The organism is Clostridium weizhouense, from assembly GCF_019431045.1.
In the GTDB taxonomy this organism is placed as follows: Bacteria; Bacillota; Clostridia; order Clostridiales; family Clostridiaceae; genus Clostridium; species Clostridium weizhouense.
On record NZ_JAHXPT010000013.1, the window covers coordinates 86347 to 103947 of the forward strand.

The following is a 17601-nucleotide window of genomic DNA, read 5'->3' on the forward strand; positions in this document are numbered from 1 at the left end:
CTTTATGAGTAGTGAAGGTGATTACATAAATATTAAATATTCTAATGAATGCTTTAAATTAATTAATGAGACTTTCTGCAAATTTTTAGATTTAGATAGTATTAATTATCAAGTAGAGCTTAAAAGATCATTAGAAAAAATTGGTTTATTCTTTAATTTAGATAGAATTTATATTTATTATTTTTCTAAAGATCCTACTTTTATGAAAATAGAATGTCAATGGAATAAAGAAGGCATTTCACCTAAAAGGAAAATTGAGGAAGAAGAGGTGGTTTATGCTCTTCCATGGTTGATGCGTGAAATTAAAAACAATGATTTTGTTGCAATAAATAGTATAGAGGAATTACCAGATGAAGCACTATTCTCAATTGATGCTTTTTTAAAGGAAGGAATAAAATCTTCTCTTATAATTCCATTAAAAAGTCAAAATAAGTTAATAGGATTTATAGGATATGAAAGTTTATCAAAATCTATAATATGGGATGAAAAACAAATTAACATATTACGAGATATTTCAAAGGCTTTTTCATGTGCAAAATCAAGAATTACAAAGGAAAAATTATATGAATTAATACTTGATGGACAATCAATTTTGCTTAATAACTCTGAATCACAGATTTGGGCTTTAAGTAATGTTACTTCTTATGCAACTGTTAATGAAGCACATGCAAAGTTTTTTGGCAAAAAGAAGAGTGATTTAGAATATCAGGACTTATATGATATATTCGATATAGAAACTGCAAATAAATTTTCAGAAAATAATTGGGATTTATTTGAAAAAAATGAATTAACAGAAAAAGATCTTGAAATTAAGAATTATAAAGGTGAAAATAGATTGCTTAGAATTAAAAGTAAACCATATAAGGATGAGGCAGGTAATATTAAATATCTAGTTTGCACAGCTGAAGATATTACAGAACAGAGAAAAGCAGAAAAGGAGTTATATAAAGCAAAAGAGCAAGCAGAAACAGCTAATATAGCTAAAAGTCAGTTTCTCGCAAATATGTCTCATGAAATAAGAACACCTATAAATGGAATATTTGGATTTCTAAAGTTATTGCAATCAACTAATTTATCTTTAGAGCAAAAAGAATTTATACGAGAAGCAAAAGCAGCTTCAGAGGTATTATTACATATTATTAATGATATATTGGACTTTTCAAAGATTGAAGCTAGAAAATTGAAAATGGAAAAAATTGAGTTTAATTTAAGAAATATTATTGAAGATGCAGTTTCACTTCTTGCTCCTAAGGCTGAAGAAAAAGGGATTGAACTTTATACTATGATTAAAGCAGAAGTTCCTGAAAAAGTTATTGGTGATCCTTCAAGACTTAGTCAAATTTTAAATAATCTTATAAGTAATGCAGTAAAATTCACTCAAAAAGGTGAAATTGCTGTTACTGTTGATTTTTTAGAAGAAGATAATGGAATAGCTGTGATTAACTTTCAAGTAAAGGACACTGGAATTGGGATTCATGATGATCATATTAATACCATTTTTCAATCTTTTAGTCAGGGAGATGCTTCTACCACTAGAAAGTATGGAGGAACAGGACTTGGCCTCGCAATATCTAATGAATTGGTTAAGATGATGGGTGGTGAAATTTATGTTGAAAGCATATTAGGGGAAGGATCTACATTTAAATTTAATGTGAGATTAAAAATTGCTAATGGAGGATTAAAGCAAAAATTTGCATTTGAAAAGTTTGCAGGAATGAATATTTTAATTGCTGATGATAATACAAATAATAGAAAAATTGTTAGTTCATATCTTCAAGATATAGGATTAAAAGTATTTGAAGCAAAAGATGGTACTAGTGCAATTACTACAATTCTTACAAATGCAAATACAGAAAACAAAATAAACATTGCTATTATAAATTATAAAATGTCAGATATGACTGGTTATCAACTTGCAACTACATTAAAAACAATACCTTTTGCAAATGATATTAAACTAATACTTTTAACTTCAGTAACTCAAAAAGGAGATACTAAACTTGCAAAAGAATATGGTTTTTCATCATATTTAGGTAAACCTGTAAGAAGAGATGAGTTACTTGAGTGTATAGCTAGAGTATTGGGTTTAAAAAAAGAGAATGAAGAACCTCAAGTTGTAACAAAACATATAGTTAAAGAAGTTAAAAATGTATTAAAACCAAGAATTTTATTGGTTGAAGACAATGAAATGAATCGTAAAATTGTTATAAGCATGCTTAAAACTCATAATATGACTTGTGATATAGCTGTTGATGGTAGTGAAGCATTAAAAGCAGTAGAAAAAAAAGATTATGATGTTATTTTTATGGATTGTCAAATGCCAGTAATGGACGGATATGAATGTACATCTAAAATAAGGTTGCTTGAAGGGACGAAAAAGCATAATAAAATTATTGCAATGACTGCTAATGTTATGGAAGGTGATTATGAAAAGTGTATTAAAGCTGGAATGGATGCATATATTAGTAAGCCTATTAATTTTGATATTATGTTTAATATGATAGAAGATAATACTAAAGAAAATTGTAAAGTACTCGATTATAATAATATTATAGAAAGTAATATTAATTATTTTGTTCAAAGTACAGGACTTAAAAAAGAAGATGCAAAAGAAATTCTTGAGGAATATATAAAGTATTTACCAGATTTATTTGAGAATATTGATAAAGCTATTTATAATAGTGATTTTAATAAATTAGCGGGATTAGCTCATGAATTAAAAGGTTCTTCTGGAAATTTAAGAATAAATTCTATTTATGAATTGGCAATAAAACTGGAAGAAGCAGTTTTAAAACGTGAAATAGATGAATGTATTAGATTTTTTGGTGAAATAAAAGACTTACTTTGCTAGGAAATTAAAAAACATATATAAAGGAGTTTTTGATGTGAAAAAGATCTTAGTTGTTGATAATTCATCTTTTATGAGGATGTTTATAAAAAAGATTATTGAACAAGGTGGTTTCAATACAATATTCGAAGCAGCAGGTAGAGAAGATGCTATAGAGATATTTAATAGCGAAAGTCCAGATATTGTATTTTTAGATCTGAATATGTCTGAATCCACAATGGATGGTATTGATGTTTTAACTGAAATGATGAAAATTAATCCTAAAGCAGTTGTATTTATTATATCTGCAGTAGGATATGAAAGTGTAAAAGATCAATGTATAGAACTAGGAGCTAAAGGATATATTAGGAAACCTTTCGATACTGAGGAGTTATTAAAAACATTAGAAGAGTATAAATAAATACTATTTATACTAACAGAAAAACCCCTAGATTAATTAGATTAGTCTAGGGTTTTTATTATACATAGATTTAGAATTATTTAAGAAGAAGCGTATCATAAATCAGATGAAAGATATGAAATAATAAATCCTCTTTACGATTAAAATTAAATTATATAGTAGCCATTAAAAATGGATATTATTTTTTTTAGAATTAATAAATGTAAACTTTATAATAAAAAGTTTATTTATATGTAGACAAAATTATAAAATAGTCATAATATAAATATATAGATAAAAGTGAAAGAGGTATTGAGTAATATGAATGAAAACAATAAAGAACTATTTTGGGATGCAACGATTGAAGAGGTAAAAAGAGGGTATATTGAGTGGGATGAGAGTTATAAGTGTATTATTTGTGAAGAGGAATTTACAAAAGGAAGAATATATGAAATAGATTCTATGTTTTACGATGCAAAAAAGGCAACAGAACTTCATATAGAAAAAATTCATGGTTCATCATTAGAGTATTTATTAGGAATGAATAATACTTTTACTGGTATATCTGAAGTACAAAGAGAATTATTAGTTTTAATAGCTTCAGGGTTAACGGATAAAGAAATTGCCACAAAGTTAGGGGTTGCACATTCAACAATAAGAAATCATCGTTATAAATTACGTGAAAAAGAAAAGCAAGCAAGACTATTTCTAGCAATGATGGAGCTTATATCTAGTGGAACAAAGAAAAAGATAAATAAACTAGATACAGAGTCTATATGTGATGCACATAAAACAGCAACTACTCTAGATGACAGATATAATATTACTGATAAAGAAAGAGAAAATACTATTAAAAACTATATGGATGAAAATGGAGCTATAAAGACATATCCATCTAAGGAGAAAAAGAAGATAATAATACTAGGGGAAGTAGTTAAGAACTTTTCAAAGGGAAAGAAATATTCAGAAAAAGAAATAAATAGAGTTTTAAAAAGAATATATGAAGATTATGCTTCTATTAGAAGAGCACTAATAGAATATGGATTTATTGAACGTTCTAATGATTGCAGTAGCTATTGGATAAAAGAATAGTTCTTAAAACAAATCATATAATCTGTAATACAAACGTACTTAACAGAATATATTTATAAAAAGTTAATTAATTATAGAATATATGATTGGAGGAATGTAGAATGGATTTTAATAAATATCATTCACAACTAATTAAGGATATAAGTCATTATACAACTAGAACCAAAATAGGAACTATACTAAAAGCTGAGCAAAAAGAAATCACAGAAGATAATAAAAGAATGCAGGCTTTAGATGTTATTATTAAACTTAACAAAGATGAATTAATAAAAATAGAAGGAAAAAATAATATATATAACTTTAATGTTTCTATAGATGGAAAAGATGTTTATACAACACCTAAATGTAATCATAGAGATGAAGAATTTAGAAACTCTATAAAAGATGCAAAGGAGTATATTAATTTTATAAATTGTTTTGAAAACTTAGGTAAGATATTTAAAAAGAAGAGAAAAAAATAATTCATATGAAAACTAGTAATTATTAAATTATATTTTAATATTACTAGTTTTTTATTTTTTGATTTGAATATTATAACATAATTATGTAATATTAACATAAATAATTAAATTATAAAAAGGGGATAGCATTATGGTTTATAGACAAATACAATTATATAAATTTTTAGATTATTGTAATAAAAATAATTTGGAAAAAAAGGTATTAGATTGTGGAGCAGGAGAAGGAAATTAATGTACAAAATATTAATTGTAGAAGACGATATAACTATAGCAAGTATTTTAAAAAATCATTTATGTAAATGGGGATATGAAGCAGAAATTATTTCTGATTTTAATAATGTTATGTATGAATTTATTAAATATGATCCTGAATTAGTAATTTTAGATATTACTTTACCTTTTTATAATGGCTTTCATTGGTGTACAGAAATTAGGAAAATATCAAAGGTGCCTATAATTTTTGCATCATCTGCTAGTGATAATATGAATTTAATCATGGCTATTAATATGGGTGCTGATGATTTTATTGCAAAGCCATTTGATTTAAATGTAGTAGTAGCAAAAATACAAGCATTAATTAGAAGAACTTATTCATTTCAAGGAAAAGTAAATATATTAGAAAGTAATGGAGCAGTTCTTAATTTAGGGAATACAACTCTTACATATAATGATGACAAACTGGAATTAAGCAAAAATGAATTTAAGATATTACAAATACTTTTAGAAAATAAAAGTAAAGCTGTTTCTCGTGACGATATTATGAATTATCTTTGGAATAGTGATAGTTTTATTGATGATAATACATTAACTGTTAATGTAACTAGGCTTAGAAAAAAGTTAGAGGATATAGGACTTAAAGATTTTATTAAAACTAAAAAAGGAATTGGTTATATGGTAGGTGATTAGTATGCAAAAAGAATCTATTTTTTTTATGATATTCTCTTATTTTAAAGAAAGAATAAAGATTATTTGTACATTTTTTATATTTATTAGTATATTTTTAGTTGTATATTTATTATATCATCTTCCGTTAGAACCAGTTTTATATGCTAGTTTATTAACAATTACATTAGGGTTTCTATTTAGCTTATATGATTTTTATAGATTTTATAATAAGCATAGATTTTTAAAATATATTTTTAATACAGTAGAAGATAAATTAGAAAAGATGCCAGAAAATAATAAATTGATAGAAGAAGATTACCAAGAGATTATTAAAAAAATATATAATAGTAAGTCAGACTTAGAGTATAAGATTAATAATAATCGTAGTGAAATGATAGATTATTATACAATGTGGGTACATCAAATAAAAACACCTATTTCAGCATTACATATGATTTTACAATCTATGGATTCATGTGAAAACAAGAAACTTATGAATCAAGAAGTATTTAAGATAGAGCAATATGTTGAGATGGTACTTCATTATCTTAGATTAGAAAGTATGTCTTCTGATTTAAGATTAGAAGAATATAATTTACAAAATATTCTTCATCAAGTAGTTAAGAAACATGCTTTAATGTTTATTAATAAGAAGATTAAATTGGATTTAGAGGAAATAGATTATAGAGTGATAACTGATGAAAAGTGGCTTACATTTGTATTAGAACAGATTTTATCTAATGCATTAAAATATACTAAAGAAGGTACAATTTTTATTTATATGGATAAACAAAATAAAGATACTTTAATAATTAAGGATACTGGAATTGGAATAGAAGAAGAGGACATACCTAGGGTATTTGAAAAAGGATTTACAGGATATAATGGTAGAATGAATAAGAAGTCTACAGGTATAGGGCTATATTTATGTAAGAATATTTTAAATAATCTTTCTCATAAAATATTTATTACCTCAAAGGTAGGAAAAGGAACAATGGTAGCTATTGATTTTTTAAGAAAGAAGATTGAAATAGAGTAAGGCACAATAAAATGTGTCTAATCTTACACATATGTAAGGTTAAAAGAAGAAATGTAAGTCAAGATTAAGGCAATACATTTCTTTTTTTATTATACTTAATTTGTAATAAGGTACATTAAATAATGACTATGTTTTAAAACATTGTTGATATTTTAGTATAAAGCTCATGGACAGAGGAATTTACTTTAAGAACTCTAAAATAAAGCTTAGTCCAATTAATGCATGTTCCCAATCAAAGATTGATGACAAGCAATTAATTGTACAAATCTTCATTAAGAGTTCTAAAAAGCAAATTCCAATGCCAGTTCGCCCTTATACTAAAATATCAACATTCACTTAAAACATAAAGAAAATAATAAATAAGTATGTTCAGTTTATTATTTTATGTATCTAAAGATTTGGAGGTAATAATAAATGGCATTATTAGAAGTTAAAAATTTAAAGAAGATATATATTACAAGATTTGGTGGAAATAAGGTAGAGGCATTATCTGATATTTCATTTTCAGTGGAAGAGGGAGAATATGTTGCTATTATGGGAGAATCAGGTTCAGGTAAAACTACTTTACTTAATATATTAGCATCATTAGATAAACCAACAAGTGGTGAAGTTTTATTAGAAGGAAATAATATTGTTAATATAAATGAAAAAGAAATTTCTGCTTTTCGTAGAAATCATTTAGGATTTGTATTTCAGGATTTTAATTTACTTGATACATTTTCATTAAAGGACAATATATTTTTACCTTTGGTGTTATCAGGAAAAGAATATAAAGAGATGAATGAAAGATTAAAACCAATTGCGAGTAAATTAGGAATTAGAGATCTATTAGAAAAGTATCCATATGAAGTATCTGGAGGACAAAAGCAAAGAGCAGCAGTGGCAAGAGCACTTATAACAAATCCTAAATTAGTATTAGCAGATGAACCAACAGGAGCATTGGACTCAAAATCATCTACTGAATTATTAAATTTATTTTCAGATATAAATAAAGCAGGTCAAACAATAGTAATGGTTACTCATAGTACTAAAGCAGCTAGTCATGCTAATCGTGTGTTATTTATAAAGGATGGAAAGCTTTTTCATCAAATTTATCGTGGGTCTATGAAAAATGATGAAATGTATCAAAAGATTTCAGACAGTCTTACTGTTTTAACAACAGGAGGTGCTGAAATTGAATAATTCATTTTATTTTAAATTAGCTCTGACTAATTTGAAGAAGAATGGTAAGACTTATTTTCCTTATGTTATAGCGGCAATTTGTGCAGTAATTACATTTTATACTATGAAGTCTATGGTTTTAAATAAAGGACTAGACACAATGAGAGGTGCTGATGCATTAAAAACATTATTAGGATTTACATCGTATGTAATAGCTATATTTTCTATAATATTTCTATTTTATACTAATAGTTTTCTAATAAAGCGTAGAAAAAAAGAAATTGGGCTTTATAATATTCTTGGAATGGAAAAAAAGCATATTGCAAAAGTACTCTTTTTTGAAACATTAATAGTAGCGATTATAAGTTTAGTTTTAGGATTAATAGGTGGAATTATAATAAGCAAGTTATTGTTTTTAATATTGCTTAATTTAATAAAATTTGAAGTTACATTATCTTTTTCAATATCAATTCCAGCAATAATTTCTACAGTCAAGATTTTTATTATAACTTTTATAGCTATATTAATTAAAAATTTTATAGAAGTTAAAATCTCTAATCCTATAGAATTATTAAAAGGTGGAGAAAAGGGAGAAAGAGTACCAAAAACATCAAAATTGTTGGCTATTTCAGGAATTATTGAATTGATGGTAGGCTATGGTATAGCCCTTACAGTGGAATCTCCAATAGCTGCCATTACAGTATTTTTTATTGCTGTACTTTTAGTAATGGCTGGAACATACAGTACTTTTAGAGCTGGTAGTATAGCTTTATTAAAATTATTAAAAAAGAATAAGAAGTTCTTTTATAAGACAAATAACTTTATTTCAGTATCAGGAATGATATATAGAATGAAGCAAAATGCTATAGGACTTGCTAATATATGTATTCTTAGCACAGCAGTGCTATTAACAGTATCTACTACAGTATGTTTATATGTAGGCCAAGAGGACAGTCTTAGAAATAAATATACTCAAGATGTGAATATATCATTAGATAAATCAACAAAAGAAAATATTGATAAAATTAATATGATGATAAATCAAGAATCACAAGCTAATAATGTAAGTTTAAAAAATGAATTAACTTTTAATTCTATAGATATGATGGTAAGAGAAAATGGAGAAACATTTGAAGTTACAGAACCGAATATGTATAGTATGGGAAATATGATGTCTTTAGCATTTTTAACATTAGATGATTATAATAAATTGGAAGGACAAAAGGTTTCTCTAGATAACAATGAAGTTCTTATATTTTCTGTAGAAGATAATTTTGAAAAAAATTCTATAACTTTGGGAAATAGAAATTTTAATATTAAAGAGGAATTAAATGAGTTAAAAATATCAAAAAAGCAAGATAATCCTATGATTAAGGAATATTATATTATTGCAAAAGATGAAAGCATTCTAAAAGAAATATATAAAGACATGAATAATAAAGAATTAGAGGCTATGAGCTATAATGTTGCTTTTGATATTCAAGGAGAAAATAATAATTCTATTATGAATTTCTCTGATAATTTGAAGGCTAAGGTTAATAATGTGGCTAAATGGAATTGTCATAGTATATATACTGAAAGGGAAGATTTTTATACATTTAATGGCGGATTCTTATTTATAGGTGTTTTTTTAGGATTATTATTTACAATGGCTACAGTTTTAATAATCTATTATAAGCAAATTTCAGAAGGTTATGATGATAGTGAAAGATTTAAGATAATGCAAAAAGTTGGTATGAGTAAAAGAGAAGTTAAAAAGACTATTAGTAAACAAATATTAATGGTATTTTTCTTACCACTAGTTACAGCTGTAATTCATATTGTTTTTGCCTTCAAAGTAATGAAAAAAATGTTAGCTTTATTTGCAATAAGCAATACAAGTTTATTTTTGCAATGTACTTTAGGAACAATGATTACTTTTGCTATAGTTTATATATTAGTTTATAAATTAACAGCAAAAACCTATTATAATATTGTTCAACAAGAAGATTAAAAAATTAAATTAAAATTAATAATAGAAATAGTTAAAAAATTAGGCTATGTTTTAAGTGAATGTTGATATTGTAGTATAAAGCTCATGGACAGGATTTAAATAGGAAACTCGACTCATGTACATTCGCTGAGTAAGTTCGAGTAGCAAAATATAAAATTTTGACTCTTACTTAAGAGTTCTAAAAAGCAAATTCTAATGCCAGTTCGCCATTATACTAGAATATAAACACTGTTTTAAAACATAGCTAAAAATTAAAGTATATAAAGTATATAATGTAGAAAAGTAATATCTAGATAATTTAATATTTAGATATTACTTTTTTTATGTTGTTTATTTTGAGGATGATAGAAATTTAAAATATTATAATACTTATAATATAATATAAAATAGTAATATAGTATAATTTAGTGTTTTATACTAAAAAATAGATTTTAACAATATAATGTTAAAGTTGAATGAAATATCTATAAATGTTATAATATACTATGTATATTTATGTAAAATTCTCGATGATTATTAGCTTAGGAGGTATTATATGTCTATAGTAGAAGTTATTAAATATAATGGTGGACCAGATGTTTTTGCGTGGAAGTATCCTAGTGAAGAATTAGGAACTTGGACACAATTAATCGTTAATGAATCGCAGCAAGCTATTATTCTTAAAGGTGGAAAGGTTTTAGATGTTTTTGAAAGTGGAAGACATACATTAGATACTGGAAATATTCCATTACTTAATAAAATAGTAAATTTGCCTTTTGGTGGACGTTCACCATTTACTGCAGAGGTTTGGTATGTTAATAAAGTTTATTCATTAGATATTAAGTGGGGAACATCTTCACCTATTCAAATACAAGATCCAAAGTATGGAGTGTTTGTACCTGTTCGTTCTAATGGTATGTTTGGTATACAAATAGAAGACTCAAAGAAATTTTTAATAAAACTTGTAGGTACTTTATCAATGTTTGATAAAAGTAGTCTTGTAAAGTATTTTAGAGGATTATATGTTACAAAAGTAAAAGATGCAGTTTCTTCTTATTTGATACATAAGCAAGTAAGTGTTTTAGAAATTAATGCTTATATTGATGAAATTTCTAATTATATGATGGAGAGAATTGAACCAACATTAAGTGAATATGGAATTAAATTAGTTAATTTTTATGTAAATGATATAAGTGTTCCTGAAGATGATACAGCTGTAATTAAGTTAAAGGATGCATTGGCTAAAAGAGCTGAAATGAATATAATAGGCTACAATTATGAGCAAGAACGTTCTTTTGATACATTAGAAGGTGCGGCTAAAAATACAAATTCATCTGGCTCAAATATAATGGGTGCAGGAATGGGACTTGGAATGGGTGTTGGTTTAGGAGGAGCATTTGGAGGGGCATTTGGAAATGTTTCTAAAGAAATTAACACAAAAGCTTCTATAAATAAAAGGGAGTGTCCTAAATGCCATTCTCAGTTAGATATAAATCAGAGATTTTGTGGAGCATGCGGATATGATATAGAAACTAAAGTAGATAAAGAGAAGGCTAAAATATTATGCTGTAAATGTGGTTGTGAACTAACAATAAAAACAAAATTTTGTCCAGAGTGTGGAAAAAAATATAATCCGTGTAAAGAATGTGGAGCAGATATGCCAATAGATAGTAAAATTTGTCCATCGTGTGGACATGAACTTCCACGTAAGTGTCCTAAATGTGGTGCTATGATATCTAAAAAGGTTAAGTTTTGTTCAGAGTGTGGTGAATCTTTAGCTAATAAATGTCCAAAGTGTAATTCAATAATTGAAGGAACACCTAAATTCTGTCCAGAATGCGGAAATAATCTTTGTTAAGGAGGATGTTATGAATAATAGAATAAAAGCATTTTCTATTATTGGATTGCTTATTGAAGTTTTAACTATTTTCATATTTTTTATGCTTACAAAAGATAGAACATCTATAAGTTGGATTTGCCTAATTTTTATGTTATTAGCTGAACTTATTTTATTTGCTGGACATGCATCTATTGAATATATTGCACAAAGATCATCTCAAATTATTATTAGAGCTGGCATTGGTGTTACTTTGGTTGGATATGGGGTGATTTCTTTTCTTATTTCATTAATGTTTATTAAAGCAGAAGGAGAATATATTAAGTATTTTATAAGCTTACAAGCAACTCTTCTGATTTTTACTGCTGTTTTAATTATAGTATTTATAATTAGTGGAAATAAGATTAGACAAGATAGCAACAAAGTATTAAATGCTACTAATAAAATTAGCATTTTTATTGAAAGAATTAATTTACTTAAAGTTGATCCTAATAATAAAAATTATGAAAAATTTCTTGATAAAGTTTATGAGAGTTTAAGATATAGTGACGTTTCAGCGACAGTACCTAGTGATTCAGATTTAGAAGTTAAAATTACTAAATTAGAAGTTGCTTTATTAAGTAATGATGATCATAAGAATGATAAAGTAATAAATTTGATAGAAGAAATATTAATGTTAATTAATAAAAGAAAAAGTGAAGTGAAAAATATAAAATTAGGGGGGATTTAAAATGAATCAGGAGAGTAAATCAAGAACTACTATTGTTGTAAGTCAAATAGTAGAAAAAATACAGTTAATATTAGGTATAATAATTACATGTTTTTTTGGAATAGGTTTTTTAGGATGTATTTCTTCTGGGAATATTGATGCTGCAACTATTATTTTAGCAATTGTTTTTCTTTCTTTAGGTGTGTGGCTTATAATTTTAAGTAGAAAACGTAATAAGCTAATTAAAAATTTTAAAACTTATGTTTCTATATTATCAGTTGATCCAACAGGATCTTTAGAAAATTTAGCATCTAGTTTAGGTACATCTCAAGATATAGTAAAAAACAACTTAAAATTAATGTGTGATAAAAAATATTTTGTAAATGCATATCTAGATACTGAAAGGAATTGTATTGTTTTTCCATCAAAATCAGAGCAAATTAATTCTACAGCTCAACAATCTTCAAAAGTGTCTGAATCGAACAAAGAATATAATACAGTAAAATGTAAAAATTGTGGAGCAGACAATAAAATACCTAAAGGAATAATTGGAGAATGTGAATTTTGTGGTTCACAAATAAAATAGGGGGATAATGGACATGTCATCAAATGCTAACAATAAAAAATCTACTTCATGGGCGCTTGTAATAATAGCACTTATTATATTTTGGCCGATTGGATTATATTTATTTTATAAAAAAGTAAATAGTGATAAAACAGAAGCATTAAAAAACAGCCAAACTTTAAATGTTATTGGATATATATTTACTTTTTTAGCTATTTTTTATTTCATTATGATAGCTTCAGGAAATGCAAAAGATTTAAATGGAAATCCACAGATTCGTTTATATGTAGTAACTATTTTCTTTGCTATTGGTGGTAGTTTTATGTTAAGTACTGCAAAAAAAATGAAGCAGAATGCAGAGAAATGTAAAAAATATATTTCTGTTATAGCAAATGAAAATCAAACATCTATTGATGATATATCAAAGATATTTTCAACAAATTATGACCAAGTCTTTAAAGATTTAAATGAAATGATTAATAAAGGATATTTCCAAGGATCTCATATAGATATAAATAATGGTAAAATAATTTTACAACAGCAAAAAACCCAACAATTTAATAATAATTCTGAGAAAGATAATTCTGAGAAAGATAATTCAATAAATAAAGAGCCAAAAGTTAAGGAAATTAAGTGTAAAAATTGTGGTGCTAATAATAAATTTATATCAGGAGAAACTTGTGAATGTGAATTCTGTGGTTCTATATTAAGTGATAAGTAAATATTTTAATTTAAATAATTTAATTAAAGTCTTTAATTACAGAGTATAAAAACTAAGTAGAAAAGTAATATCTAGATAATTTAATATTTAGATATTACTTTTTTATTTGGGATATGTTTTACAATATAACCATTTAGTTAAAAGATAGAGTAAAAATAAGTGAACTTATGTTTGAGAATTATTATCTCTGGTATATACTATTAATATAAAATAAAAAACTAAGCCATAAAAATAATATTTAGATATTATTTTTAAATGTGTATAGAACAAAAGAAAGGACTAAAAAGTATGAAAACACAAATAAAAAATAAAACAATACTAACATCAGTAATAGTAGTTTTAATTGCAGTTTTATCTTTGGTAGGATATAAGAGCTTTTTCAAGAGCTTAAATAAACAAGAAGGTAATAAGCAATATACATTAATAGTTAGAGATTATGAAGATACTTATAATAAAGAATATAACTTTAACACAGATAAAGAATTATTAGGAGAAGCTCTAGATGAAAAAAATATTATAGAAAGTGATAATAGTGGAGCAAGTAGGTTTGTAACGACTGTTGATGGAATAAAAGCTGATGCTTCAAAGGAAGAATGGTGGAATTTAAAAATTAATGGAGAGAATTCTCAAACAGGTATAGATAATACATATATAAAAAATAAGGATAAAGTAGAATTTGTACTAACTAAGGGTTGGTAATTATGGATACAAATATTAAAATAAACATAAGGGAACTTATATTATTTGGTATACTTTCAGGAGTAGTTATAGTTTCTCAGATAGCTTTGAGTTTTCTTCCTAATGTTGAGCTAGTTACATTATTAATTATATTATTTTCTTTAATATATAAAAGAAAGTCATTATATATTACAGGAATTTTTGTAGTAGCAATAGGACTTATGCATGGGTTTGGGACATGGTGGATAGGATATTTAATATTATGGCCATTGTTATCAATTTTAACTGTTTTAATAAGAAGAGTTTTATTAAATAATTATTTATTATTATCAATTTATTCAGGGATTTTTGGACTGCTTTTCGGATTTTTTTATGCAATTCCTTATGCTATATTTGGAGGAATAAATGCAGGTATAGCTTATTGGGTTGCAGGAATTCCATTTGATATAATACATGGAGTTAGTAATTATTTTATAATGCTTTTATTAGGAGAAAGATTATTTAATTTAATAATTAGTTTGAATAAAAAATATAATTTAAATTAATACAAAAAAAGAGGTGGGATATAGTGGATAATAGGGAAAAGATTTTTTTTGTTTTAAAAAAATATTATGGATTTAATACTTTAAGAAGAGGACAATTTGAGATTATAAATAGTATACTTCAACAAAGAGATACTTTTTGTCTTATGCCAACAGGAGGAGGAAAATCTATTTGTTATCAAATTCCTGCAATAATTTTAGAGGGTATAACTATTGTAATATCTCCACTAATTTCACTTATGAAGGATCAAGTTGATAATTTAACTTCATTAGGTATTAAATCAACTTATATAAATAGTACTCAGAATACAGATACTATAAAAGAAATATTATTTGATGCATCAATTGGTGAATATAAGATAATATATATTTCACCTGAAAGACTTGAATCTAAAATGTTTAGAGACATGATAAAGGAACTAAAAATATCTCAAATTGCTGTTGATGAGGCACATTGTGTATCACAATGGGGACATGACTTTAGAAAAAGTTATTTATCAATCCAAGGTTTTTGTAAAGAACTAAAAGCTAGACCAATAATATCAGCATTTACTGCAACTGCAACAGAAGAGGTACGAAGAGATTCAGTTAAATTATTAGGTCTTGTAAATCCTTATATATATAAAGGAAATATCAATAGAGAAAATTTAAATTTAACTGTATTAAAGGAAATAGATAAGCTTGAAATTCTTAAAGATATAATTAGAGATAATGAGGGTGAATCAGGAATAGTTTATTGTGCTGCAAGGAGTGAAGTTGATAATTTATATTATTATTTAAAAGATATAGGTTTTAATGTAGGTAAATATCATGGTGGTTTAAAAGATGAAGAAAAAGAAAATTTTCAAGAAGATTTCTTATATGAAAGATTAGATGTGATTATTGCTACTAATGCATTTGGGATGGGAATAGATAAATCTAATATTAGATTTATTGTACATTTTACTCTTCCTCAAAATATAGAATGCTATTATCAAGAGATAGGTAGAGGGGGAAGAGATGGAGAACTTTGCAATTGTTATTTATTTTACTCAGAAGACGATATAAGTAGAGTTGAATACATAATAAATAAAAGTTCTACTTTGAGTAGAAGAGAGATTGAATTAAGAAAACTACAATCAATGATTGATTATTGTAATATAAAAAAGTGTTATAGAAACTTTATTTTAAAATATTTTGAAAATGATTTTCAAGGAAGTTACTGCAACAATTGTAGCAACTGTTTAAATGATGATGAATTAAAAGATTTTACAAGAGAAAGTCAGATGATTTTATCAACTGTTTTTAGAACAAAGGAACAGTATGGAATATCAGTACTTATAGATATTTTAAAAGGCTTTAAAGGCCCTAAAATAATAAAAAATCATTTAGATCAGATAACTACATATGGAATAATGAAAGAGTATGGAAGTGGACTTATTAAAGATTTAATTAATAGTTTATTAAATGATGGATATGTTGATTTAAAAGAGGGGACATATTCAATGTTAAAACTTAATGCACGTTCATTTAGAGTATTAAAAAGTAAGGAAAAAGTAGTTTTTAAGATTTTGGATAAGGAGTACACTATATTAAATAAGGAGTTATTTGAAGAATTGAAGATATGGAGAAAAGAAAGAGCGTATAAAGATAGAATAAAACCATACATAATTTTTTCAGATACTACATTAATAGATATTACTAATAATAAACCAAATACTTTAGAAAAATTATTAGAAATTAGAGGTGTTGGAGAGAAGAAGATAAGTGCATATGGTGAAGAAATATTAAAAATTATAAATATGTTTTAAGTAAATGTTGAGATTGTAGTATAAACAGAATTCTTAGCATGAGATAAAGCTTATCTTTAAGTGATGTTTGTTATGAAATTATAGATATTAGTTATCGATAAAGAATGATGGACAGTGGAATTTAAAATTATACTACAATATTATAAAACATAGTTCAAAAATAAAATTTAATGGAGGAAACTTTTAATGAATATATATGAAGCTTGTGTAGGTAACTATAATGAAGCCTTAAAAGCTGAAAGTCTAGGTGCTAATAGAATTGAATTATGTGACAATCTTTTAGAAGATGGCACTACTCCAAGTTATGGGACTATAAAGAGAACAATAGAAGAATTAAATATTCCAGTCATGGTTATTATTAGACCAAGAGGAGGAGGGTTTAACTATTCTTTAGAAGAAATTGAAATAATGAAAGATGATATTAGAATTTGTAAAAAACTTGGAGCATATGGAGTAGTTATAGGTGCACTTAAGAATAATGCTATAGATATAAATGTAATTAAAGAACTTGTGAAAATAGCAAAACCTATGAGTATAACATTTCATATGGCTTTTGATGAAATAGAAGACAAGTACAAAGCTATTGATGAACTGGTAAGTTTAGGTGTAGATAGAATATTGACTAAAGGCGGAAATAAGGATGCATTAAATGGAAAAGAAATGATAAAAAGTTTAGTTGAATATTCAAATGATAGAATTTCTATTATGCCAGGAAAAGGAGTAACGAAAGAAAATAGAGAATTTATATTAAATTTTACTGGAGCAAAAGAAATTCATGGTACTAAAGTAGTGTAAAATATAATTTCTAATGTATTCAGCAGATCAATTAATTACAACAGAAACATTAAAAAGTATTGTAAAAGAAATGATATATAAGTTCCAATAAAGTTTGTTCATTAATATAAATTTAAAAATATTTATA

The 17601-nt window shown here is 25.6% G+C and carries 16 protein-coding genes; all 16 read left to right on the forward strand.

Annotated features, from left to right (window positions below):
• Positions 1-4: 4 nt before the first annotated feature.
• The 16 genes from KYD98_RS14860 (at position 5) to KYD98_RS14935 (ending at position 17474) form a co-directional block, all read left to right on the forward strand.
• On the forward strand, positions 5-2851 hold the full coding sequence (locus KYD98_RS14860; RefSeq protein WP_219780838.1) for a response regulator: 2847 nt from the start codon (positions 5-7) through the stop codon (positions 2849-2851).
• Positions 2852-2885: 34 nt separating this feature from the next.
• On the forward strand, positions 2886-3248 hold the full coding sequence (locus tag KYD98_RS14865; protein ID WP_219780839.1) for a response regulator: 363 nt from the start codon (positions 2886-2888) through the stop codon (positions 3246-3248).
• 300 nt (positions 3249-3548) lie between these two features.
• Complete coding sequence (locus KYD98_RS14870) at positions 3549-4319, forward strand: DUF2087 domain-containing protein (RefSeq protein WP_219780840.1); 771 nt, start codon at positions 3549-3551, stop codon at positions 4317-4319.
• Positions 4320-4420: 101 nt separating this feature from the next.
• A complete protein-coding gene (locus KYD98_RS14875; RefSeq protein ID WP_219780841.1) occupies positions 4421-4780 on the forward strand; it encodes a hypothetical protein in 360 nt (119 codons plus the stop codon).
• Between the two features lie 231 nt (positions 4781-5011).
• On the forward strand, positions 5012-5686 hold the full coding sequence (locus KYD98_RS14880) for a response regulator transcription factor (protein WP_219780842.1): 675 nt from the start codon (positions 5012-5014) through the stop codon (positions 5684-5686).
• 1 nt (position 5687) lies between these two features.
• The gene (locus tag KYD98_RS14885; RefSeq protein WP_219780843.1) at positions 5688-6704 is read left to right on the forward strand and encodes a sensor histidine kinase; all 1017 of its coding nucleotides are present in this window, start codon (positions 5688-5690) and stop codon (positions 6702-6704) included.
• A 414-nt stretch (positions 6705-7118) separates the two neighbouring features.
• The gene (locus KYD98_RS14890) at positions 7119-7886 is read left to right on the forward strand and encodes an ABC transporter ATP-binding protein (RefSeq protein ID WP_219780844.1); all 768 of its coding nucleotides are present in this window, start codon (positions 7119-7121) and stop codon (positions 7884-7886) included.
• The gene (locus tag KYD98_RS14895; RefSeq protein ID WP_308462462.1) at positions 7870-9858 is read left to right on the forward strand and encodes an ABC transporter permease; all 1989 of its coding nucleotides are present in this window, start codon (positions 7870-7872) and stop codon (positions 9856-9858) included. Before KYD98_RS14890 ends, KYD98_RS14895 begins: the two co-directional genes overlap by 17 nt.
• Before the next feature lie 535 nt (positions 9859-10393).
• Positions 10394-11695 carry an SPFH domain-containing protein gene (locus KYD98_RS14900; protein WP_219780846.1) on the forward strand — a complete coding sequence of 434 codons (1302 nt, stop codon included), beginning with the start codon at positions 10394-10396 and terminating at the stop codon, positions 11693-11695.
• Between the two features lie 10 nt (positions 11696-11705).
• Positions 11706-12404 (forward strand): hypothetical protein, encoded by a 699-nt coding sequence (locus tag KYD98_RS14905; RefSeq protein ID WP_219780847.1) that lies wholly within the window; start codon positions 11706-11708, stop codon positions 12402-12404.
• Between the two features lies 1 nt (position 12405).
• On the forward strand, positions 12406-12969 hold the full coding sequence (locus KYD98_RS14910; protein ID WP_219780848.1) for a hypothetical protein: 564 nt from the start codon (positions 12406-12408) through the stop codon (positions 12967-12969).
• 13 nt (positions 12970-12982) lie between these two features.
• Positions 12983-13669 (forward strand): hypothetical protein, encoded by a 687-nt coding sequence (locus KYD98_RS14915; protein ID WP_219780849.1) that lies wholly within the window; start codon positions 12983-12985, stop codon positions 13667-13669.
• 288 nt (positions 13670-13957) lie between these two features.
• The gene (locus KYD98_RS14920) at positions 13958-14368 is read left to right on the forward strand and encodes a DUF4430 domain-containing protein (RefSeq protein ID WP_219780850.1); all 411 of its coding nucleotides are present in this window, start codon (positions 13958-13960) and stop codon (positions 14366-14368) included.
• 2 nt (positions 14369-14370) lie between these two features.
• Positions 14371-14892, forward strand: coding sequence for a hypothetical protein (locus KYD98_RS14925; RefSeq protein WP_258049853.1), 522 nt, complete (start codon positions 14371-14373; stop codon positions 14890-14892).
• Between the two features lie 23 nt (positions 14893-14915).
• Positions 14916-16679 (forward strand): DNA helicase RecQ, encoded by a 1764-nt coding sequence (recQ, locus tag KYD98_RS14930; protein ID WP_219780851.1) that lies wholly within the window; start codon positions 14916-14918, stop codon positions 16677-16679.
• Positions 16680-16865: 186 nt separating this feature from the next.
• On the forward strand, positions 16866-17474 hold the full coding sequence (locus KYD98_RS14935; RefSeq protein WP_219780852.1) for a copper homeostasis protein CutC: 609 nt from the start codon (positions 16866-16868) through the stop codon (positions 17472-17474).
• The last annotated feature ends 127 nt before the right edge of the window (positions 17475-17601 follow it).